We start from the raw sequence: 22,048 nt of genomic DNA, 5'->3' as shown, positions 1-22,048 counted from the left end.
TACTGGTGGCTTTTTTATATATATCTATTCACTAGTTGTAGGATTATTTTTATAAATAATAAATTCAATAAAGTTTTGAATTGATATTTGTTCACTTAAAGGTAATTTAGAATAGGCTTTTCTATCGTAATAAATAGCACCTTTATCATTCTTAGGGATTAATAATTCGTAAGCCTGACGCCCCATTGCCTTAGCAATAGCATCAATACTTTCAGCGATGGCACTAGCTTCACAATTAATAATGCGGTTAACCGTTGATTGTGCAAGCCCTGAATCGACAGAAAGCTTAACTCTTGATTTTATTCCATCGTTTAACATAAATGTTGTTATGTTATCTGAGAGTATTTTTCCGATCTCGGTCGGAATGTATTCTTCTTTTTCTGGCTCTGCATGACCTTCTTTTAAATGGTCTATATCCATCCAATATTTACTAATTCTAGTCACATACTCAATTTTTCGTGACATGTGAGTAGTAAGTTCGCGATGACTTTTTAGGTTTTTTAGTGATAGGTAACGGGAGATCATACTTGGGGCTACACCTAACGCATCAGCAAGTAATTTTTGTTTGCCGTTGTAGTAGCGTTCAATAATATAAATCAGGTTATCTTTTCTAATTTCAGCAATGCTTTTAAATTTATTGTTATTCATAGAAAAATCCATTATTAATTACATTGAATTGATCACTTTTTTTTAACTTCGTTATTATTGTTTAATACTCGGATTATAAACAACAGCATCTACATGATGTTGTAAATTAATAAAATAGGAGATAAGGATATCATGCATAATGAGATATTAAAAAAATTACCGCAAATAGAGCAAGAGCATCAAGTTAAATTACTTTATGTTGCAGAAAGTGGTAGTCGAGCTTGGGGATTTGCCTCAACAGATAGTGATTATGATGTTCGGGGTATTTTTATACGGCCTCGTAATGCTTATCTTTCTATTGATAAACCTAAAGAAACCTTCGAATGGATAGAAAATAGTTGGTTTGATGTAGGCGCTTGGGATCTTACCAAAGCACTACACTTATTACGTAAATCGAATTGTATATTATTAGAATGGCTCCAATCGCCAATAATTTATCAACAATATCCTAATGTTCAAAAAGAGTTATTGGAGCTTGCAAAACTCTTTTATCAGCCAAAAGTAATTGTTCATCATTATAGAGGAATTGCTAAAGTTGTGAGTGGATGTTCTTCTGATAATAACGCTAAAAATGAGATTAGTGCAGAGCCAATAAAATTAAAAAAATGGTTCTATATGCTGCGTTCTCTTTTATCCGCTTATTGGACAGTGAAAACGGGAGATATTCCGCCTATGCAATTGGATAAGCTGATAAAAATTTTAACTGTTGAAGAACAAAAAGACATCAAAAAATTAGTAGAATTTAAATCAGATAAAAATGAACATTTTACTTGGGTTCCAACAGATGCGATGCAACATTTAATGATTTTTTTATGGCAAGAGACAAATGTTCAATTACCCAAAAGAGCAGTGCCAGATAATGATATTTTAAATAATTGGTTTAGGAAAAAATTAGATGAAACTGACTATTGAAGATATAAAACCTTACCTTTTATTTGAAAGTATCGCTGGAAGTCGTTCGCATAATCTTGCAACGGAAACATCAGATACAGATATTAAAGGTGTCTTTTATCTTCCTAAAGATCTTTTTTATGGATTGGAATATACACCACAAGTAAGTAATGAAACCAATGATATTGTCTATTATGAGCTTGGAAGATTTATAGAGCTATTGTGTGCATCTAATCCTAATATTTTAGAGTTACTTAATTCCCCCGAACAGATGGTTATTTATCGACATCCTTTAATGTCATTGATAAAACCAGAATGGTTTTTGTCTAAAACTTGTGTTCAAACATTTGTCCACTATGCACAAGGGCAGATTAAGAAAGCTCAGGGATTAAATAAAAAAATAGTAAATCCAGTCGAAAAAAAATTAAAAACGATCCTTGATTTTTGTTATGTCATTGAAGATGGAAAAACAATATTAATCAATAATTGGTTAGAAAATCGACATTGGAAGCAAGCGCATATTGGGTTAACAAAACTTACTCATGCTCAAGATATTTATGCAATTTATTATGATGATAAAGAGCCTTATCAAGGAATAATAAAAAAAGAAAATGCGAATGATGTATTGTTAAGTAGTATTTCTAAAACAGCAAAACTAGAAGGTTATCTTAGCTTTAATAAAGAAGGCTATAGTGCATACCGCAAGCAATATCATGAATATTGGCAGTGGGTTGAACAACGTAATGATGTTCGTTACCAACAAAACATTGATCATGGCAGAAGTTACGATAGTAAGAATATGATGCATACCTTTAGATTACTCTATATTGCATTAGGGATCGCACAAGAAGGTAAAGTGAAGGTTTGGTGTGATAATAGAGATGAATTATTAGCGATTAAGGCTGGTCAGTTTAGTTATGATGAATTATTAGAGCGCAGTGAAATTCTAATTAAGACTATTAAGAGTGCATTTCAATTAAGCCCATTGCCGGATAAAGTGGAGCCTTCGATGGCAGAAGTTACGCTTATAAATATAAGAAAAGAACTCTATAAATAGTAAAAATAAACTAACCTAGAAAACTAATATCCCTTACATGATGTAAGGGATATGCTATTTTTTATATTTTAAGTATACAAACTAAATACGAAAATATTTATTAAATAGCGTTGGCGTATAAAAATATTAATTAGTTGCAAGATACTCTGGATAAGCATCTGTTAACTTCATATATATACGTTTGTGCTCTGCGTTCTTTCTGAAATCCTGTTTTAAACAGACTTTAGCTGTGTTTTTTAACTCAGCAGGTACATTTTCAGCGTTTGTAGAGGCAATAATGGAAAAACGAACTTTCTTTTTAGACCGACTTAAATTATAAGGTAAACCTAAAATACGTCTTGCGACTCTGTTTGTTTTCACAACTTACTCCTTTTTGCATGTAATTTAGAGAAAGTCCATTGATTATAACAGAAAATAAAAAGAATAAGATGCTAGTAACCTTATTAATTTAGCATTAAAGGCTATTCTGCCTATTTTTTCCTATTTTTTTAAAAAACACTTAAGACTAACAAAATAAATATTTTTATATTAAGAATATAATTAACTACCTAGATTATCGTTAGTTGAAATTAAAATACAGACACTTATAAAGAGTATTTTAAATGCTTATCATGTTCAAAAAAAAGCAATTTAGTTTGATATTAACAGCAGGTTATTTGTCTCATAATTGAGATGATATAAGATGCTTTAATTCACAACTAATTATCATTTTTTTGAAAAAATATCAGAAAAGAGATCTCACTGAAAATTTAACGGTATTTTAATTCAAAGAGGTATGGAGCCAATTAAGATAACCTTTAAAACCATTTTCAATCGGTATTATAATCACTTCAGGAGTATCATAAGGATGTATTTCGACAAGAGTATCAATTAAGTTTTGTTGTTTGCTTTTTTCGGATTTTATCATCATAAGTATTTCATTATCTTCAATAATTTCATTATTCCAATGATAAATAGATTTTACGTGAGGTATTAAACTTACACAAGCAGCAAGCTTTGCATTGATAAGGTAGTGAGCAATTTCATTAGCGATTGTTTCATTTGGTGCTGTTGAGTATGCGATTATCATTGTTTTTCCTTTTAAAATTAATTTGATCTTTCATAGCAACAATAAGATTTGGGTGATTTTAATTTTATCAAAATAAAACTATTTAAAACTTAAAGCTAATATTTTTATTTTTAGCGAAATAAAACAGTATTTTCAAAAAAAACTTTCTCGATATGAAATGTTTACGGCATCATTAAGGGCTTTTTACGTATTATAAGGTTCTTGTAGTAAAGAAAATATCCAGGGTGCCGATATTATTAGTAGATTAATGAAATGTATCTGTTTGTGTTATAAGACTTAATTTTGCTAAGAGCATTTTTATCTTCAATAATATCTCTAATATAAAATAAACTAATTAGTCATAAGATTTATAAAAATTTGTGGGGTTTAAAATGGATAATAATTCGCTAAAAAACGCGAGTTTATTTGATAATGATCCCGTTCTCTATGCTGCGTGGCTTTACTATCAAGACGGACTCAGTCAAAGTGAAGTCGCAAATATTATGGGTGTTTCTCGTGTTACAGTCGTGAAATATTTGCATCTAGCTAGAGAAAAAGGATTCGTAAATATTAACTTGGATTCATCAGTATTTTCTACGATTGATTATGCCATCAGAATAAAAGCAAAGTTCGATCTTAATAATGTGCTTATTTTACCTGATGAAGAAAAGAATAAATCGCAACACACTTTAAATATGAATAGAGAAAGATTAGCGAAAGCAGGAGCGATGTATCTTTCTCAGATAATTAATGATGATGATATTTTAGGTGTTGCTTGGGGACGAACAATTTATAAATTAGGTCATTATCTTCCACCCAAGTCATTAAAAAATATCACAGTACTACAAATGATAGGTGCAGTAGCGCCACAGCCTGATTTTAAAACAACAGAAGCGGCCGCGTTAATCGCAAACAAGTTGTCTGGGTGTAGTATTAATTTGCATGTGCCTGCGGTGGTTTCTAGTGCGCGTTTAGCAATGGAACTTCAAGCGGAGCCTATTATTAGGCGTAATTTTTCGGCGCTAAATCAGTGTAATAAAGCCCTTTTTGTTGTGGGTAATACATTTGATGACAATCCTTTGGTAGCAACAGGGGTTTTAACGAGCAGTGAGATGGCCCAATATCGTGATTTGGGTGCTGTTGGTGTAATTTGTGGACGTTTTTATGATGCGCAAGGGAATCCTTTGGTTTCTGATATTGACCTTAGGGTAATGGGAATCAGCCTTGCTCAATTAAGACAAATAACACAGCGACTTTTTATTGCTGGTGGTGTGGAAAATATTCAGGCAACAATAGGGGCGATAAAAGGAGGTTACGCCACCGATATTGTGATTGATGAAGTGACAGCGCTGGCATTATTAGAACTAGACAATGAGTGATAATATCCTCGTGAAAGCGAGGGTTTGTTGGCAAACCACTATTTAAGATTTCCTTATTTCTGATAAAAATAAAGTAGTTGAAGCATTTGTTTTGATCAGTCTATTTTGTAAAGCTTACATATAAAGAAAAAGATAAAAATGATAAGTTGTTAACATTTTTATCTTTTTTTATATGAGCCTCTTGCCTTAAACACTTATATCATTCATTATATAAAAAATTATATAACGATAGTTAGGATCACCATTTTTATGAAACGCCAATTTCTTGCTGGCTTAGGGCTTGCATTAGGATTAATTTGTCATAATACATTTGCAGCCGAGCTGCATCTTTATGCAGGTGCTGGATTAAAACAACCGGTTGAGCAAGTTGTGAGTGTCTTTGAAAAAGAGACAGGAAATAAAGTTACTATTGAATATGGCGGTTCAGGTCAAATTTTAACACGCTTTAATTTAACTAAGCAGGGAGATTTATTTTTTCCTGGCTCGCAAGATTATGTGGAAAAGTTAGATAAAGAAGGGCAAGTCGTTAATCAATATTCTATTGTTCGCCATATTCCAGTTATTGCTGTGCGTAAAGATAAAGTGGGTGATATTAAAACACTAGAAGATCTTGCGAATAGTTCATTAAAACTAGGTATGGGTGATGCTAAAGCTATCGCATTAGGAAAAAGTGGCGAGCAGCTTATTGATGCATCAGGCCAAGGCGATAAATTGCGTGATAAAGTTGTTGTACGTACAGCAACCATTAAACAATTGCTTATGTATTTACTTAATGGGGAAGTGGATGCCGCCATTATTGGATATGCAGATGCAATGAAAAATCAAGATAAACTCGTTTTACTTCCAGTTCCTGAAGGCAGCCCAGAAGAAGTGGCAACACTTGCTGTTTTAAAAACGTCAGCAAATCCGAAAGAAGCACAATTGCTTGCTGATTATTTTACTCGTGCTGAAGGGATAAAAGCTTTTACTGATTATGGTTTTCTTCCTGTAATTTCGAAACCATAGATTTTTTCTCACATAAATTGTGTTTTTTCGCCACCAACTCACTGGTGGCTTTTTTCATTATTACAGCAAAATAAATATCTATCTAAAAAAGGAAATAACGTGTATCGATGGGCTTTAATTCCACTTTTTTTATTGTTATTTCTGATCTTAGGATCGCTAATTGCACTGATATGCCAACTTTCTTATGTTGAATTGAGGCAAGTTATTACCGATCCTGAATTTCATTTTGCTATTGGTATGTCATTGAGTACAGCGTTAACTTCTTTATGTCTAGCAATTATCCTAGGTGTACCTGCCGCATGGGCAATGGCAAGGATCCCTTTTAAAGGGCATCGTTTTATTGATGCGTTATTAGATTTACCTTTAGTCACTCCTCCATTAGTTATCGGTATCGGATTATTATTATTGTTAGGAAATCAGGGTCCTTTAACAGGTGTTTTTCCTGAATTATCTCGCTCTCTTTTTTCACCGTTGGGTATTATTATTGCTCAAACTTATGTCGCAAGCGCGATTATTATGAGAAATAGCCTCTCTGCTTTTAAGTCTGTCGATCCCGCTTATATTCAAACGGCACAAAATTTAGGATTAACGCCAACAAAAACATTTTTCTTGATTGAAATACCACTGTGTTGGTCAGCTTTAATGAGTGGAAGCATCATTGCATTTTCTAGAGCCTTAGGTGAATTTGGCGCAACGTTAATGTTAGCGGGTGCAACAAGGTTAAAAACAGAAACGTTGCCTATGGCAATTTATTTAAATATCGCCAGCGGAGACTTCACTCTGGCAATAGGTTGTGCGCTTGTTCTTATCGCTATCGCGATTACTTTATTATTTGCGTTACATCGTTTACAGCGAGAAAGGAAAAGATCATGCTAGAAATTCGTTCATTAACAACGGGTATATTAAAAGATATTTCGTTGAAGGTAGAAAAAGGAACATGTTTAGGAATAAGTGGTACATCTGGCAGTGGCAAAACAACGCTTTTAAATGCGATTGCTGGATATACTTCATATTCTGGTGATATCTACCTTGCAGATAAAAATATAAATGAACAGCCGGTATGGTTACGTTCTTGTCGATATTTAAATCAACGGCTTTATTTATTTCCGTTTATGACGGTGACACAAAATTTATGGCTAGCACAATATGGCGCAAAACAGAAACGAAGCAAGGAGAGAGAAAAGGCGATATTAGAGCAAATGGGAATTGCACATCTCGCTACACGTTATCCTCATCAAATTTCAGGAGGGGAACAACAACGCGTTGCATTGGCAAGAGCACTTATTAGCCAACCCAAACTTTTACTACTGGATGAACCTTTTTCGAGTTTGGATTGGGAAACACGTTATCAGCTTTGGGATTTAATTGATTCCTTAAAATCTAAGGAAATAACGATGATCATGGTTACTCATGAGCCTCGTGAAATCAGAGCGCTAGCCGATAAAACGGTTTTATTGTCTAAAGGACAAGTTGTTACTGAAAACTCTATACTATGAAATTATTGCTTTGCTTATTGATTACCAAGCCATGACTGACCAATGGATAATACGCCCCATAATTTTTACAGAATCAGTTTCCGCTGATTCATCAGGAAATTCGTCTTTATTATAGCTACGTATGATCAATTTACCGCCCGGTTGGCGATAGAGCAGTTTTATTCTAAACAAGGCATCTTGTTCGATAGCATAAATGCCACCATCAACAATACGTGTGTTGCCTGTATCGACAGTGACGGTTGAACCATTAGGAATAACTGGTGACATACTGTCGCCATAAACAGAAAAGCAAATAACGTTTTGAGAAGATGCGCCATAACGGCGTAATGTGCTTTTTGAAAATCTCAATTTATATCCATTATGATCTTCATTAGTACAACAACCGTCACCTGCTGCGAGTTCGATACTTTTAAAATAGGGAATTTCCACTTCATCGGCACCTAAAGGCGTATTACTATCCCATTCACTTACAGGTTGCCATTCATTCTCTGGTGGAATTTCAGAAGTCGCATTGAGTTGTTCCTCACCTTCAAGTAGCCAAGCTAAATCACAATTTAATGCTTTTGCTAATTCAGGTAAAAAACGGGGACGTTTAGTTTTACCACTTTCTAGCTGTTCTATGGATTGCTGTGTTGTACTTGCTAAAGTCGCAAGTTCTGATTGTGTTAAACCTAACGCAATGCGTTTATCTTTGGTGCGTTTCGCAATAGACATTAGTGACTCCTAATACGTGTCCTTACATATTCAAGTAAAAAGAGTATATCGTAAAAAGAAAACAAATTAAATTGTATTTTATCTTAATTATAAAAGTATGAATAGGTTAATTACTTAATTTTGAAAACGTCATCTGCACTGTCTGGTGGGGTGAGGTAAGGGTTTTCATCAGTAACTTCAGGATCTCTCAAGACTTCTCCACAGAAAATAATAAGGTCAGGTCTTTTTTGTTTTAAGTAGTTAAGTCGTGTTGTGCATTCATCTTTAGTATAAATTGTTTCTGTAACAGGAACTGCATCACAAGAATCATTTCCACAAGGACTTACCAACAACACATAACCGACCAGCATGAGCTGTGAAGTAAACATAAAATATCCTTTTAACTATTCATGTTTGGTCATCAAAATCAGACCGCTAGATTACCTATTTGTTGATAAAAAAGCAGTTTCTATTTGTCTTAAATAGCATTAATGATGCAAAAAAGTGTATGTGATCACAATTTATCTAGTGTTTATTTGTATTTATTAGTAATGTGTTATAAGTAAAGGAACTAAAAAATAAGCAATTATACGATAAGTTATAAAGTGGAAACAAATAGAATTGTTTTTCAACATGGTTCAATGTTGTAATATTGTTATCAATGACTTTTAATTGATATTTTTATTTAAAATTAACAAATAAAGTCAATAGCCCACTTTTTAGCTATTGTAAAAAGTGGGCATTTTATTGCTAATTAATGTTAACCTTTACCACCTTGAAAAGAGGTGTGAAGCGTCATTCCACCGTCAATAAAAATAGTCTGCCCTGTAATATAGGTTGATTGTTCAGAGGCTAACCAAGCCGCGACATTGGCAACGACTTCTGGCTCAGCTGCATATTTCATGGGGATCATATCTTCTAGTTCTTCCCGTAGCGTATCATCTTCCATTTTCTCTTTATTAATAGGCGTATTTATTGCTCCAGGGCCTATGGAATTAATTCTAATCCCGAGGCTTGCATATTCAAGAGCAAGAGATTGAGTTAACATTCTTATGCCACCTTTACTTGCTGCATAACTTGCAAAAGTTGGCCAAGGGATAATCTCATGTACAGAAGACATATTAATGATATTGCCTTGAATGTTATTTTCTACAAAATATTTTAGCGCAGAGCGAGCAGTAAGAAAGTAGCTAGTTAAATTTACATCAATAATTTTACGCCAATCAGCTAAATTAACAGCATGAGAAGGTGTTTGTGTTTCAATTCCCGCATTATTAATAAGAAGATCGAGCTTGCCAAAGTGGTTTATAGCACAATAAATAAAATTATGCGCAACCTCTTCGTCACTAATATCCCCTCCAAAAATAATCGCTTTTCCTAAATTTAGTTTATTTAAATCATCAGCAAGGCTTTGTGCTTCTTTTTCATCAGAATGATAGTTAATTACGACATTCATTCCTTCAGCAATTAATCGTGATACAACAGCGGCACCTATTCCTCTAGATGAGCCTGTAACGGCAGCTACTTGTCCCTGAAGATCGTTATACATACATCCTCCGATTTTTGATTTAAAATAGGTCAAAAGTAATATAGGTGATAAACAGGATTATTTATCTAGCACTCTGCTAAACTTGACGTTAATATAATCACCTATTTATTTTTCACTTCTTTTTATTGTAGGTTGTTATTATGTAATACGCATTAAGGCACTGAAGGAATAGTGCAATACAGAAAATTAACTTACTGAATTTCTTTTTAAATTTGGTAGAACTTCTGTTACTTAATGAGTATTAAATAATGAATAATCAATCACAAAAATATGATAGAACCTATCACTATCCCTTTTCACCAGGCACAACAAACGACGATCGTATCAATGCGCAATGGTGGCAGGATATTTGCCAAATAAAACAACTTATCCATACAGAAAAACTGGATGGAGAAAATAACTGCCTAAATAAAATAGGTGTTTTTGCACGCTCGCATGCAACCCCAACACAATCAGCGTGGACATCTCAATTACGTCAACGTTGGCAATTGATGAAAAATGATTTAGGTGAATTAGATATTTTCGGTGAAAATCTATATGCCATTCACTCTATTGAATATACACACCTAGAAGAATATTTTTATGTGTTTGCGGTTCGTTATAAAGATAAATGGTTAAGTTGGGAAGAAGTGCAGTTTTATGCTGCTTTGTTTGATCTTCCAACTGTGCCAGAAATTAAACTGCCTAAATGTCAGGATAAAACTGATTTTGAAAATATGATTGTTTCTCAAGCTAAACAGGCAAGTTTCTTTCAATCACATGATGTTTTAACGCAAAAACCAAGCCCCATGGAAGGCATTGTTACGCGAGATGTACAGTCATTTTCTTTAGATGATTTTTCACATCGTGTTTTTAAATATGTTAGAAAAGATCATGTTAAAACAGATGTTCATTGGAAAAAAAATTGGCGACGAGCATCTTTAATTTGGGAAAAAACACAGGAGTCTCAATGATGCTTCATAAGAAATTACACACTGAAATGTCATGGGAACATCTTTGTGAGTCGTTTGATGAAATTAGTGATATGGCGGGTGTTATGCAAGATCCTATTCATCATGCAGAAGGTGATGTGGCGATACATACACAAAGAGTAATTAATTCAGTTAAATCATTGCCAGAATATCAGGCGTTAACTGAACGAGAGCAGCAAATTTTATGGATCTCGGCACTACTTCATGATGTAGAAAAACGCTCTACAACACGCGAAGAAGGGGGGCGTATTGTTTCACCGGGTCATGCTCGTAAAGGGGAATTAACAACGCGTCTTTTTCTGTATGAAAAAGTACCTTTAAACTTTGCTGATAGAGAGCAGATTGCGGCTTTAGTTCGCTTTCATGGGTTACCGTTGTGGGTGATGGATAAGCCTGATCCTAAAAAAGCACTGCTTGCTGCATCACTAAGAGTAGATTGCTATTTGTTGGCATTATTGGCTAAAGCTGATGTTTTAGGGCGAGATTGTGAAGATAAACAAGCTCTTTTTGATAAAATTGCGTTATTTACACTTTATTGTGAAGAGTTAAATTGTTGGCGTAGAAGGGCTATATTTCCTTCTGATGAGGCTCGCTTTCACTATTTTTATACAGAAAATAGTACGGATTACAATTATGAGCCTTATCCTGAAAAAGGAAGTGAAGTTACGGTGTTATGTGGATTACCGGGTATGGGAAAAGATACTTTTATTCGCCAACATTGTGCAGATCTTCCGATTGTGAGTTTAGATGATCTTCGTCGTCAGCATAATATTAAGCCTGATAATAGAGATGCTAATGGTTGGATAGCACAGCAAGCAAAAGAACAAGCCCGTATTTATTTACGAGAGCATAAACCTTTTGTTTGGAATGCCACTAATATTACAAGAAAAATGCGAGATCAACTTATCTCTTTGTTTTATCGTTATAATGCGAAAATTAAGTTGGTTTATATTGAAGTTCCTTATGCGCAATGGCAGCGGCAAAATAATGCAAGAAACGAAGCTGTACCAACTAAAGTAATGGAACGCATGTTGAGTAAATTGGAAGTACCAACACCAGAAGAAGCGCATAAAGTGATTTATTGGATTGAAGGGCAATCCCAAAGCATACTTTAATAACCCGATTATTTCGGCAAAATGATAAGTAGATTATAAAATAAAGCGAGGGTTACTTATAAAAATAAGTAACCCTTTTTTGTTTATTGATTGGGATTAATTTGCAGGTAAAACAACGTACTAAATTTATTTTTTAACGTGATGGATAATATCGAAATAGGTATTATGATCATCAGCATTTGGATAAATACGATAGGTATACTCATCATTTTTAACCGTGATATTTTCTACATCTCGGGTAAATAGTGTTTTACCTTCAGTATCTTTGGCAACTAAGGTACGTATTTTGCCATCATCGGACATTGACCAATCACCTTGCATTTTCTGTTTACCTTCCGGTGTAAACATAATAAAAGTGCCATTAGGATAATATTCAGCAAGCCCAAAATAGTTACTGACTTGTGGATTATCGGCTGTAGTTTTATTTCCTTTTTCATCGATAGCGTCAGTTGTTATCCAAACTTTTTCTATCATGACTTTCTCATAGTCATTTAGCTCTTTTTGAGCCTGAATAACACCTTGAGTTTGAATATTGGCAGTTGATGTTGAACTCTCTGCGGCAAAAAGAGAAAAGCTAGCGCTTAATAATGAGATTGCGATAAGTGATTTTATTTTCATTAATATATCCTTATTTTATGTTGTGCTTTTTGTCAGTCGTCTATGTTGTGTCTGACGTTATGAATAAAGTTAGGCATAAAATGGGATTAATGCGAGGAAATAAGTATGTCAGAATGTTTCTAATAAAAAGGTTATTTGACAAAAATTATTGGTGTTAAATATCGGTTTAATTCTCAGGGTAGGTGTGAAAATCTGATTATTTCCCCTTTGCAGGTTTAATGTCTATTGCTAAGTTGATTAATGATATAAACAGTATTTATAAAATATGAATAAAAAACATAGGAAAGCTTTCTCATTTACAAAACAAAATCAAAGTTTGACCTATTGATGCACTAAATAGACAAAGGGTGATAGCAAATTTGTAGTAAATGAAGTGCATAAAATTGAAAAGAGAAACAAATTATCGATATTTTCTTTATTAGAAAGGCATTTCTAGATTAGAAAATGTTATCTCTATCACAAAAATGAAATGTGAAAATTGGGTGTGTTTTAAGCATTATTTTTGCATTACTTAAGTAATTTACGTTCTTTGATAAAAGGGTATCGTTTTCTTTGGTATTTAATGATTAGATTTTCTTTATGGTAAATGCGTTTTAAAAGCCAGTGATGATAAAAATAATTAATGCATTGCTCGATTCAATTAGATTGTGTTTTATTTAAGCATTATTACGGGTGTTTTACAGAAATATAAAATTGTTTTTCTCTAATCCCTTATTTATAAAAGTGAATTTTATTTTTATATTTAATTTTCTAATATTGTCTACCGTATAAAAATAAAAAATAATATTAAATTTATTTATGGTAAATAAGTTGTTGCAACGTTATACATTGATTGATTCTTTCTAAAAAAGAAATAAATTCTAAATTTATTTATTAAATAAATTTACGATTGTCATTTTTTATTTCTGTTTCTTTTTGTTTTTTATTTTTGTATTTCTGCTTTTTTTTGCTTTTAATAAATAACATATGATTGTAATCACAATCCCATAACAACTAATAAACTAAAGTTGTTGCCATAGAGGTAACATTAAATGAAAGCAGAACGTCATAAAAAAATAATTAATCTGATCAAAGGTAATGGTGCAGTAAAAGTTTCTGTTTTGGCTAAAGAACTTGATGTTACCAAAGAAACAATACGATCTGATTTAAATACACTCGCAGAAAAGGGAATAATAAAAAGATGCCATGGTGGCGCTTTTATTGAATTTGAAACATTAGATAAAGTCGCTAAGAAAGAAATTATACAATTTCTAGAATGTAATGATCAAATTGATAAAAACGATTTAGAAAACAAGACAGCAATAAATAAGGTGTGCGTACTTGGCTCCTTTAATGTTGATATGATTAGTTATCTTCCTAGATTGCCAGAAGCCGGGGAATCCTTATTATCAAATAAATTTATCTTCTCACCAGGAGGTAAAGGTTGTAACCAAGCATTGGCAGCGAGTTATGCTGATGCACAGGTACATTTTATTACGAAGATAGGTACTGATCAATTTAGTGATTATGCAGTTAATTTTATATCGTCATCAAGAATAAAAACATCGACGATATATCAAACTGAAAATTACCAAACAGGAACTGCGTCTATTTTTGTATCAGAGGAGAGCGGAGAAAATATTATTTCTATTTACTCGGGTTCTAATATGGATATTTCTGCGGATGAAATAAAAATACAGAAAGATAAAATTATTGATGCAGATATCATTTTACTTCAATTAGAAACGAATATTGAAGCATTAAAAGAAATTATTGCTATTGGAAACGAAAATAATATTCCTATTATTCTTAATCCAGCACCTTATAACAAAATAGTTAATGAATTACTTCCAATGATAGATGTTTTAACACCTAATGAAACGGAAGCAAGTTTATTATCTGGAATAGAAGTACTCGATTTAGGATCTGCAAAAAATGCGGCAGTTTCTATTTATCAGCAAGGCGTAAATAAAGTGGTTATTACGCTGGGTAGTAAAGGTTCGTTAGCTTATGACGGATATAAGTATATTTACTCGCCGGCATATCCGGCAGTTGTAAAAAATACAGCAGGGGCAGGTGATGCTTTTAATGGTGCGCTCGCTGCCTCATTGGCAAAAGGAAAGCAGTTTTCTTATGCGTTACGCTATGCATCAGCTTTTTCATCATTAGCTGTTGAGACGAGTAATGCTTCAGAAATGCCTGAAGATATTAATGTCATGCATCGCATCAATCAAACAACATATTCACAGATTGTCACCCAATCCCCTGAATAAATAATCTTTTTTGAAAGAGGAATAAAAATGAAAATCTTATTTATTGGTGAGTCATGGCACATTCATATGATCCACTCCAAAGGCTACGACAGTTTCACTTCCAGCAAATATGAAGAAGGCTCTACGTTCTTATTAAGTTGCTTAAGAGAAAAGGGTGTTGAAGTTGATTATATGCCTGCTCATACCGTTCAGGTTGCATTCCCACAAACGGCTGAAGCGTTGGCTAAATACGATGTCATTGTTATTAGTGATATTGGTGCAAATACGTTCCTTCTGCAAAACGATACTTTCTATAACATGAAAGTTATCCCTAACGCATTAGGGTTAATTAAAGAGTTTGTAGTTAATGGCGGTGGCTTATTAATGATTGGTGGCTACTTGTCATTTATGGGCATTGAAGCTAAAGCAAACTACAAAAATACATTACTTGCAGAAGTTCTGCCTGTTGAAATGCTGGATGGTGACGATCGTGTTGAAGCGCCTGAAGGTGTATTTGCAAGTGCAGTAAATGCTGAACATGCATCAGTAAAAGGCTTTGGTGAATGGCCTATGTTCCTTGGCTATAACAAAGTTTCAGCTAAAGAGAATACAGAAACGGTATTAAATATTGGCGAAGATCCATTGCTGGTATTTGGTCAGTTTGAAAAAGGAAAAACAGGCTGCTTTATGAGTGACTGTTCTCCTCATTGGGGAAGTAAAGAGTTTTTAGCATGGCCTCATTATGCCGATATGTGGGTCAACATTCTTAAACAAATCGCTCGTTAATTTGAATTAAGAATAACTGTTATAAAAAGTAAAAAAGCGCAGAGTTGCCGCTCTGCGCTAATAAAAAAACCGATTACTTGAAAAATAAAAAAAGAAATCACTCATAGCCAATAATCCAAAAGGAACATCTTATGAGTACAAAAAATTTATCAACACCTTTGCTGATGTTAGCAACTGTGTTAGCAGGTATGCTATCACCAATGCAGTCCGCGGTGAATGGGCAATTAGGGCATGTTTTAAAAGATGGTAACGCCAGTGCGGTTATCTCTTTTGCCAGTGGTCTGGTAGTGATGTTTTTTATCATCATGTCGAAAAAACAATATCGTCAACAATTTGCTTCAATTCCAAGTTTAATTAAAACGCGCAAAATTCCATTATGGAACTGGTTTGCGGGTCTTTGTGGTGCAATGGTTGTTTTCTCTGAAGGGGCTTCTGCGAGCGCATTAGGGATTGCAACATTCCAAACAGCATTAATTTCAGCACTCTTATTATCCGGTTTACTGTGTGACCGTTTTGGTGTTGGTGTTGATGAGAAAAAATATTTCACGTCATATCGTGTATTAGGTGCTGTGTTAGCAGTTGTCGCCACTTTATTTGTCGTTTCTCCACAATGGCACTCAACCTCATTTATTTATTTAGCAATCTTACCTTTCCTTGCAGGTTTATTAGCCGGTTGGCAACCAGCAGGTAACTCTAAAGTTGCAGAAGCAACAGGTTCTATGATGGTGTCTATCACTTGGAACTTTATTGTTGGCTTCACTGTTTTAACGATTGCACTTATTGTTCGTATGGCATTAGGTCATATCACTCTTGAATTACCAGGTACTTGGTGGATGTATTTAGGTGGTCCTTTAGGGCTTATGTCTATCGCATTAATGGCTATTTTAGTACGTGGTTTAGGCTTACTGATGTTAGGCGTTGCTTCAACAGCGGGTCAATTGTTAGGTTCTGTATTAATTGACTTATTATTACCTTCATTAGGCAATACCGTTTATTTAGTGACAATCATCGGTACATTATTTGCGTTAGTGGGTGCGATTGTAACTACAATTCCTGAATTCAAAGCCACTAAGTCAGCACAAGCGTAGGAGTATCGTAATGAAAGGTTATATTCAAACCGTAACTGGTCCCGTAAAAAAAGAAGATATGGGGTTAACATTGCCTCATGAACACCTCTTTAATGATCTATCAGGTGTTGTTGATGAGCCTTTTTATGAATTCTCGCATGTATTAGTTGATAAAAAAGTGAGTGCAGATATTCAGTGGGGACTTAAATACGATCCATATTGCTGTTGCGATAATATGGATAAGAAACCCATTGAAGATGTTATTTTTGAATTAAATAACTTCAAAGAGTTAGGTGGAAGAACCATTGTTGATGCAACAGGCTCTTCATCAATTGGACGTGATATTCGAAAACTAAGACAAGTTGCAGAAATAACCGGTATTAACGTTGTCGCTTCTTCAGGGCTTTATATTGAAAAGTTTGAAGGAAAACGGCTGGCTGATGATATTGATGCAATGGCAAAAATCATTGATGATGAATTGAATGTAGGCATTGATGGCACTGATATTCGTGCAGGCATGATTGGTGAAATTGGTGTTTCTCCATTCTTTACAGATGGTGAGAAAAATAGCTTACGTGCAGCGGCTATTGCACAAAACAGTAACCCTTATGCGTCGATGAATATTCATATGCCTGGCTGGCAACGTCGTGGTGATGAAGTTTTAGATATTCTATTAACAGAAATGGGATGTAATCCCGCTAAGATTTCATTGGCACACTCTGATCCATCAGGTAAAGATATTGATTATCAATGCAAAATGTTAGATCGCGGTGTTTGGCTCGAATTTGATATGATTGGTTTGGATATCTCTTTCCCTAAAGAGGGCGCGGCACCAAGTGTTATGGATACCGTAGAAGCTGTCGCAACTTTAATTGAAAGAGGTTATGGTAGCCAAATCGTATTAAGCCATGATGTGTTTTTAAAACAGATGTGGGCAAAAAATGGGGGAAATGGTTGGGGGTTTGTTCCTAATGTATTTCTTTCATTATTGGCTCAACGTGGTATTGATAAATCTATTATCAAAAAATTATGTGTTGAGAATCCAGCCAATTTGTTGGCTTAAATCTCAAGTGAATAAATAACAATAAATATACCCCTTGAAGTAAATTTAGCGGCGCTTTAATAAAGTGCCGCTTTTTTATGTCTCAAAGAAAAGAAGACAAATTGAAGCATTAACGTAAATGGTAATTCTCAATATAACGTAATGAATGCGTTGAGCCATTAATTACTAAAGAGTGAGTTTGTAAATATTGCGCTTGCTGATTAACGCCAGATAAGAAATCGCCTTTGGTAATCGCTGTTGCTGCAAACATAACATCTTGGTTACGTACTAAGGTGTCTAATGATAATTTAATATTTACATCAGTACCCATTTTATGGCAACGAGCAATTTCAGAAACGGCATATTCTCTATTTTCTGCATTATTTCCTTTTGCAATATCGCGAGTAATTAAACGTGCTTGCATATCACCGCCTAATGCCTTAGCAATAGCCGCACTAATTACACCTTCAGGCGCTCCGCCAATACCATACATAACATCAATACTGTTATTAGGCATTGTGGCATATAAAGAGGCTAAAACATCACCATCAGGTAGTGTAATAACATTAATACCTTTCGCGCGTAGATCGTTAATAATATCGTGGTGACGCGGTTTATCTAAAATAGCGAGAGTTAACTGCTCAATAGATTTATTTAATGTTTGTGCAATAGCATCAAGGTTATATTCAAGGCAATGGTTAAGATCAATTACACCGGCCGCTTGCTTACCAACAATAAGTTTTTCCATATACATGTCGGGAGCTTGTAAAAAACTGCCTTCAAAGCCTGCGGCTAAAATCGCGAGGGAGTTATTTTCACCCGTTGCTACCATGCGAGTACCGTCAATGGGATCAACTGCAATTTCTATTTTGTCGCCTTTGCCATTACCTACTTTTTCACCAATATAGAGCATAGGTGCTTCATCTATTTCTCCTTCACCAATGACAATTTCACCATTGATATTCAGGTTATTCAAACGCTCACGCATGGCACTGACAGCCGCATCATCTGCTGCGTTTTTGTTTTGTTTTCCAATCCAAGGCATTGCTGCAATAGCCGCAGCTTCTGTTACAGAAGCGATAGCATTAGTTAATTCGTCATTTAATTTCATATTATGAGTGTGTTTTACGATATAAATGGAAGATTAAGATAGGTTACCGATCATACCTTTTTTTTGAAATTATGTGCTAGGTTTAAATCAAGAGTTCACGAAATAGGTTATTTCGGAATAAACTAAGATAAATCGGTGAAAATTAAAGTATAACTAAGGTTAAGAGATTAAAAGCATGTGATGTTTAACACAAAAGGATTAGGTTTATGGATGACTTTTTGGTGCTCATCGTTACTATATTTGTCTTAGTGTCTTTGTATTGGCAATACCACGCTTATACAAATAGCAACTCATTGTTGCATCGAATTAAACAGCTTGAAGAAAAACTTACTGAACAACAAGAGAAATTATTTAAGTTATTAAGTAAAGACAACGCTGTGAATATTCGCACAGAGCATGATGCTCAGAAAAGCGAATTTAATGATTTATCTCGTGATATAAAAAGAGAACCTCAATCAACAGCTTCAACTGATCAATCTAAAACAGTTGAACCGATTAACACAATAGAACATTTGCAAAATAAGGCGGAGAATAAAAACGCGCCTGTATATCAACATGCACAAACATCACAAGAAACGGCATTTAATAAAGTTTCTCCTAAAGAAGAAAATCCAGTTGTTCAATCTTCTATGGTTAATGAGATTAACCTTGAAGACAAACAACCTGAACAGCCAGAAATATCAACACCCCCTACATCTAAAGGTTCGGAGCCTTATCAACCTAAGGTGGCAACAAGCCGTTTTGCTCATCATTACCAACAAGAGGCAAAACAAACATCTGTTAAATCAACTTCAGATCTGCTTGTAGAAAATAGGGCTAGTGTGGCAAGTGAAAACCTTGTTGGATCTGAAAAAGGTGATTTAGGAAATACTACGCCTCAAGTAAATAGACCTGCATCGCAATATAGACCTAATTTAAACCCTCGCCCAAAACGTCAACAGAAATCAATTTTGGGGCTTCTTTGGAATTGGATAGTAACAGGGAATCCGCTGGCCAAAATAGGGATGTTATTACTCTTTTTTGGTCTATCTTATTTACTTAAATACAGTATCGAGAATGAGCTTGTCTCTGCATCAACACGTTTAATGATGGCGGGAACAGGATGCTTGGCTTTATTAGGTATTGGCTGGTGGCTTAGAAAGAAAAACCTGATATATGCATTAATTTTACAAGGTGGTGGCATTGGTGGGTTTTACATTACTATTTTTGCTGCGACTAAAATTTATGATTTTATTCCTATTAGTATTGCTCTCGCTATTATGGTGTTTATCTGCTTGGTTAGTGTAAGTTTGGCAGTTATTCATCGAGCTATTAGTTTAGCTATATTAGCTTCACTTGGTGGTTATTTAGCGCCTGTATTATTGTCCACAGGAAGTGGCAATTATGTTGCTTTGTTTAGTTATTATCTGATTCTTTCAATTGGCATTCTTATTATCAGCCATTGGCAAGTTTGGCGTTTATTAAATCTTATTGGTTTTGCATTTACTTTTGGTATTGGTTTTATGTGGGCAATACCAAATTACACTCATACCGATTATTTACCTTGCCAGTTATTTTTAATTGCAAATTGGTTAATTTTTGGTGTTGCAACGGAGCTTTCAACACTAAAAAATAAACTGAAACTTAATATTCCTTTTGATGCCACATTACTGTTTGGTACGCCATTAATTGGTTTTATCTTCCAACATCGATTAGCCTCTGAATGGACATATGGTGTTGCTATTGCTTCATCTCTTTATGGATTAGCTTATTTTGCACTCACTTGGTTTGCACTGAAGCGTTATCGTGAAGAGGGCAAATTACTGGCAATTGCTTTCTTTATGCTCTCTGTCACCTTTGCCACTTTAGCCGTACCATTTGCATTCTCTGCTGAATGGACATCGATTGTATGGGCAATTGAAGGGGTGATGATCCTTGCATTTTCTGTTTTACAACAGCAAAAGAAACCTGCTATTGCAGGAACTATTTTAGTTGCGGTTTCCTGTGTTTTATTATTTAACATGCCTATTATCTCATTAGGTGATTGGCTAATGCTTGTAACACAAGTCATCGTTGTATTTGCCGTCGGGGTGCTGTGGTATCGAGCGCAATTCACTCATCTTGATAATCGAACTATTGGATATGTAACACTATTTATCTCTGCTGTAAGTTGGGGATATAGCGTGTTACTTTTACAAGAATATGGCGAACATTGGCTTTCTCCAGAAGTAAAATCCATTACCTTTGCTTTTATTCTTATTAGCTGTTGGGGTATGTTCTTTGCTGGGAAGAAAACCCAATTCTCTGAGTTGGCGAGTTGCTCTATTTTATTATGGCCGATGTCAGCACTTATTATGCTGGTGTACATCTATCTTGCAGGCTCGTTAATTGATAATTGGTTAAGTGCGATTATCTGGATTGCAATTTTTGCGAGTGGTTTCTACTTGCTGAAAGTCAATACGTTATTGCCAAAACAAAGGATCAATAAAGCATTGATCCACAGTATGCATCTTATTTTTATTGGTCTTTTCTTATTTACTGAAATTATTTGGCTAATAGATGTTACGTACCTTTATATTAGCTTACATTTTGCAAGTGTTATTTTTGTTATAAGCTTATTCATTGTAATAAGCTATATACTAGCAATGAAAGTTAATTGGATAAAAGAGTACCAAAATTCTTATTGGGTAGTTACTTTACCTATTTTAGGTTTACTGGCACTTTCTTTAATCTTTGCAAACTTTAATGATGGTACTGAAAGTGGTATTAAATTTATTCCATTATTTAATTTGATGGATCTAATGGGAATTGTTGGAATATGGGTTGGCTATAAATTTATTTCAGTAATAAAACAGTCGCCTAAATATCAATTATTATTGAAAAATAACTTACCTTTAGTTAATTACATTATTCCTGCTATGATTTTCTGGTGGGCAAATGGTATTTTATTAAGAGGATTGGTCTTTGCAACAGATATTGATTGGTCGAGTTATGCAATAATTAACTCCAAAGTTATTCAAACAGTATTAGCCATTATTTGGGCAATTACTGCGTTAGTGACAATGGTAATGGCGACACGCAAAAAGTCACGTTCACACTGGTTTATTGGTGGTGTACTGTTGGCTGTAGTTATCGCTAAGCTCTTCCTAATTGATACATCATTAAGCAGTGGATTGCTTAGAGCATTGGCCTTTATTGGTGTTGCAATACTGATTTTATTAATCGGGTATTTCTCACCATTGCCACCTAAAAAGCAAAGCGAAAATACAAAAGTATAGACGTTTTTTATACATGTGCTTTGTTGATTTTTGAGATTAAATCATGCATATAATCTTAAGTGATTAATGCATGATTTACAAAAA

Annotated in this window: 21 protein-coding genes; 13 read left to right on the top strand and 8 right to left on the bottom strand. The window is 34.3% G+C overall.

Going from position 1 to position 22,048, the window contains the following annotated elements; all coding sequences use genetic code 11:
* Positions 1–24: 24 nt before the first annotated feature.
* Positions 25–648, bottom strand: a complete 624-nt coding sequence (locus tag QQS39_RS10970) for an XRE family transcriptional regulator (RefSeq protein ID WP_285804516.1) — start codon at positions 646–648, stop codon at positions 25–27.
* 132 nt (positions 649–780) lie between these two features.
* On the opposite strand from QQS39_RS10970, the gene QQS39_RS10965 reads away from it, so the two are divergent.
* Entirely contained in the window at positions 781–1,560 is a 780-nt protein-coding gene (locus QQS39_RS10965) for a nucleotidyltransferase domain-containing protein (RefSeq protein ID WP_285804515.1), read from the top strand.
* On the top strand, positions 1,544–2,596 hold the full coding sequence (locus tag QQS39_RS10960; RefSeq protein ID WP_285804514.1) for a DNA polymerase beta superfamily protein: 1,053 nt from the start codon (positions 1,544–1,546) through the stop codon (positions 2,594–2,596). Before QQS39_RS10965 ends, QQS39_RS10960 begins: the two co-directional genes overlap by 17 nt.
* A 126-nt stretch (positions 2,597–2,722) precedes the next feature.
* On the opposite strand, the gene sra is transcribed toward QQS39_RS10960, so the two are convergent.
* Both sra and cutA read right to left on the bottom strand, forming a co-directional pair.
* A complete protein-coding gene (sra, locus tag QQS39_RS10955; RefSeq protein ID WP_196736166.1) occupies positions 2,723–2,956 on the bottom strand; it encodes a stationary-phase-induced ribosome-associated protein in 234 nt (77 codons plus the stop codon).
* 400 nt (positions 2,957–3,356) lie between these two features.
* Positions 3,357–3,665 (bottom strand): divalent-cation tolerance protein CutA, encoded by a 309-nt coding sequence (gene cutA / locus QQS39_RS10950; protein WP_151435388.1) that lies wholly within the window; start codon positions 3,663–3,665, stop codon positions 3,357–3,359.
* A 371-nt stretch (positions 3,666–4,036) separates the two neighbouring features.
* Here cutA and QQS39_RS10945 point away from each other — a divergent pair, with 371 nt between their 5' ends.
* From QQS39_RS10945 to QQS39_RS10930, 4 genes are all read left to right on the top strand, one after another.
* Positions 4,037–5,023 (top strand): sugar-binding transcriptional regulator, encoded by a 987-nt coding sequence (locus tag QQS39_RS10945; RefSeq protein ID WP_151435387.1) that lies wholly within the window; start codon positions 4,037–4,039, stop codon positions 5,021–5,023.
* Between the two features lie 249 nt (positions 5,024–5,272).
* Positions 5,273–6,028, top strand: coding sequence for a molybdate ABC transporter substrate-binding protein (modA, locus tag QQS39_RS10940; RefSeq protein ID WP_151435386.1), 756 nt, complete (start codon positions 5,273–5,275; stop codon positions 6,026–6,028).
* Between the two features lie 99 nt (positions 6,029–6,127).
* The gene (locus QQS39_RS10935; RefSeq protein WP_285804513.1) at positions 6,128–6,904 is read left to right on the top strand and encodes an ABC transporter permease; all 777 of its coding nucleotides are present in this window, start codon (positions 6,128–6,130) and stop codon (positions 6,902–6,904) included.
* Entirely contained in the window at positions 6,898–7,524 is a 627-nt protein-coding gene (locus tag QQS39_RS10930; protein WP_151435384.1) for an ABC transporter ATP-binding protein, read from the top strand. Before QQS39_RS10935 ends, QQS39_RS10930 begins: the two co-directional genes overlap by 7 nt.
* Positions 7,525–7,545: 21 nt before the next feature.
* Here QQS39_RS10930 and QQS39_RS10925 read toward each other — a convergent pair whose 3' ends face one another.
* The 3 genes from QQS39_RS10925 to QQS39_RS10915 all read right to left on the bottom strand — a co-directional run bounded on the left by QQS39_RS10925 (position 7,546) and on the right by QQS39_RS10915 (position 9,766).
* Positions 7,546–8,238: an XRE family transcriptional regulator gene (locus tag QQS39_RS10925; protein ID WP_151435383.1), complete on the bottom strand. Its 693-nt coding sequence runs from the start codon at positions 8,236–8,238 to the stop codon at positions 7,546–7,548.
* Positions 8,239–8,348: 110 nt separating this feature from the next.
* Complete coding sequence (locus QQS39_RS10920; RefSeq protein ID WP_006532995.1) at positions 8,349–8,606, bottom strand: hypothetical protein; 258 nt, start codon at positions 8,604–8,606, stop codon at positions 8,349–8,351.
* 371 nt (positions 8,607–8,977) lie between these two features.
* The gene (locus tag QQS39_RS10915) at positions 8,978–9,766 is read right to left on the bottom strand and encodes a glucose 1-dehydrogenase (RefSeq protein WP_151435382.1); all 789 of its coding nucleotides are present in this window, start codon (positions 9,764–9,766) and stop codon (positions 8,978–8,980) included.
* A gap of 248 nt (positions 9,767–10,014) precedes the next feature.
* On the opposite strand from QQS39_RS10915, the gene QQS39_RS10910 reads away from it, so the two are divergent.
* Together QQS39_RS10910 and QQS39_RS10905 are read left to right on the top strand one after the other, a co-directional pair.
* Complete coding sequence (locus QQS39_RS10910; RefSeq protein WP_285804512.1) at positions 10,015–10,719, top strand: RNA ligase family protein; 705 nt, start codon at positions 10,015–10,017, stop codon at positions 10,717–10,719.
* Complete coding sequence (locus QQS39_RS10905) at positions 10,716–11,852, top strand: AAA family ATPase (RefSeq protein WP_285804511.1); 1,137 nt, start codon at positions 10,716–10,718, stop codon at positions 11,850–11,852. Before QQS39_RS10910 ends, QQS39_RS10905 begins: the two co-directional genes overlap by 4 nt.
* A 126-nt stretch (positions 11,853–11,978) precedes the next feature.
* Here the strand turns inward: QQS39_RS10905 and QQS39_RS10900 are convergent, their stop codons facing one another.
* Complete coding sequence (locus QQS39_RS10900) at positions 11,979–12,470, bottom strand: DUF4822 domain-containing protein (protein ID WP_151435379.1); 492 nt, start codon at positions 12,468–12,470, stop codon at positions 11,979–11,981.
* Positions 12,471–13,501: 1,031 nt separating this feature from the next.
* Here QQS39_RS10900 and QQS39_RS10895 point away from each other — a divergent pair.
* From QQS39_RS10895 to QQS39_RS10880, 4 genes are all read left to right on the top strand, one after another.
* Entirely contained in the window at positions 13,502–14,722 is a 1,221-nt protein-coding gene (locus QQS39_RS10895; RefSeq protein WP_285804510.1) for a PfkB family carbohydrate kinase, read from the top strand.
* A 27-nt stretch (positions 14,723–14,749) separates the two neighbouring features.
* On the top strand, positions 14,750–15,487 hold the full coding sequence (locus QQS39_RS10890; protein ID WP_006532984.1) for a glutamine amidotransferase: 738 nt from the start codon (positions 14,750–14,752) through the stop codon (positions 15,485–15,487).
* A gap of 131 nt (positions 15,488–15,618) precedes the next feature.
* Positions 15,619–16,575, top strand: coding sequence for a DMT family transporter (locus QQS39_RS10885; RefSeq protein ID WP_151435376.1), 957 nt, complete (start codon positions 15,619–15,621; stop codon positions 16,573–16,575).
* Positions 16,576–16,585: 10 nt separating this feature from the next.
* Positions 16,586–17,617, top strand: a complete 1,032-nt coding sequence (locus tag QQS39_RS10880; protein WP_285804509.1) for a methylphosphonate esterase — start codon at positions 16,586–16,588, stop codon at positions 17,615–17,617.
* A 109-nt stretch (positions 17,618–17,726) separates the two neighbouring features.
* Here the strand turns inward: QQS39_RS10880 and glpX are convergent, their stop codons facing one another.
* Positions 17,727–18,707, bottom strand: coding sequence for a class II fructose-bisphosphatase (gene glpX, locus QQS39_RS10875; protein ID WP_100160316.1), 981 nt, complete (start codon positions 18,705–18,707; stop codon positions 17,727–17,729).
* Between the two features lie 206 nt (positions 18,708–18,913).
* Here glpX and QQS39_RS10870 point away from each other — a divergent pair, with 206 nt between their 5' ends.
* Complete coding sequence (locus tag QQS39_RS10870; protein WP_285804508.1) at positions 18,914–21,964, top strand: DUF2339 domain-containing protein; 3,051 nt, start codon at positions 18,914–18,916, stop codon at positions 21,962–21,964.
* Positions 21,965–22,048 lie beyond the last annotated feature (84 nt).

Source organism: Proteus appendicitidis (assembly GCF_030271835.1).
GTDB classification, from domain to species: domain Bacteria; phylum Pseudomonadota; class Gammaproteobacteria; order Enterobacterales; family Enterobacteriaceae; genus Proteus; species Proteus appendicitidis.
The sequence above is the reverse complement of the archived record's forward strand: the minus strand, read 5'-3'. Positions and strand labels throughout refer to the sequence as shown.

Coding starts and splice junctions, on each gene's coding strand:
- QQS39_RS10970 (WP_285804516.1), bottom strand. CDS start 648: ATGAATAACAATAAATTTAAAAGCATTGCTGAAATTAGAAAAGATAAC.
- QQS39_RS10965 (WP_285804515.1), top strand. CDS start 781: ATGCATAATGAGATATTAAAAAAATTACCGCAAATAGAGCAAGAGCAT.
- QQS39_RS10960 (WP_285804514.1), top strand. CDS start 1,544: ATGAAACTGACTATTGAAGATATAAAACCTTACCTTTTATTTGAAAGT.
- cutA (WP_151435388.1), bottom strand. CDS start 3,665: ATGATAATCGCATACTCAACAGCACCAAATGAAACAATCGCTAATGAA.
- QQS39_RS10945 (WP_151435387.1), top strand. CDS start 4,037: ATGGATAATAATTCGCTAAAAAACGCGAGTTTATTTGATAATGATCCC.
- modA (WP_151435386.1), top strand. CDS start 5,273: ATGAAACGCCAATTTCTTGCTGGCTTAGGGCTTGCATTAGGATTAATT.
- QQS39_RS10930 (WP_151435384.1), top strand. CDS start 6,898: ATGCTAGAAATTCGTTCATTAACAACGGGTATATTAAAAGATATTTCG.
- QQS39_RS10925 (WP_151435383.1), bottom strand. CDS start 8,238: ATGTCTATTGCGAAACGCACCAAAGATAAACGCATTGCGTTAGGTTTA.
- QQS39_RS10920 (WP_006532995.1), bottom strand. CDS start 8,606: ATGTTTACTTCACAGCTCATGCTGGTCGGTTATGTGTTGTTGGTAAGT.
- QQS39_RS10915 (WP_151435382.1), bottom strand. CDS start 9,766: ATGTATAACGATCTTCAGGGACAAGTAGCTGCCGTTACAGGCTCATCT.
- QQS39_RS10910 (WP_285804512.1), top strand. CDS start 10,015: ATGAATAATCAATCACAAAAATATGATAGAACCTATCACTATCCCTTT.
- QQS39_RS10905 (WP_285804511.1), top strand. CDS start 10,716: ATGATGCTTCATAAGAAATTACACACTGAAATGTCATGGGAACATCTT.
- QQS39_RS10900 (WP_151435379.1), bottom strand. CDS start 12,470: ATGAAAATAAAATCACTTATCGCAATCTCATTATTAAGCGCTAGCTTT.
- QQS39_RS10895 (WP_285804510.1), top strand. CDS start 13,502: ATGAAAGCAGAACGTCATAAAAAAATAATTAATCTGATCAAAGGTAAT.
- QQS39_RS10890 (WP_006532984.1), top strand. CDS start 14,750: ATGAAAATCTTATTTATTGGTGAGTCATGGCACATTCATATGATCCAC.
- QQS39_RS10885 (WP_151435376.1), top strand. CDS start 15,619: ATGAGTACAAAAAATTTATCAACACCTTTGCTGATGTTAGCAACTGTG.
- QQS39_RS10880 (WP_285804509.1), top strand. CDS start 16,586: ATGAAAGGTTATATTCAAACCGTAACTGGTCCCGTAAAAAAAGAAGAT.
- glpX (WP_100160316.1), bottom strand. CDS start 18,707: ATGAAATTAAATGACGAATTAACTAATGCTATCGCTTCTGTAACAGAA.
- QQS39_RS10870 (WP_285804508.1), top strand. CDS start 18,914: ATGGATGACTTTTTGGTGCTCATCGTTACTATATTTGTCTTAGTGTCT.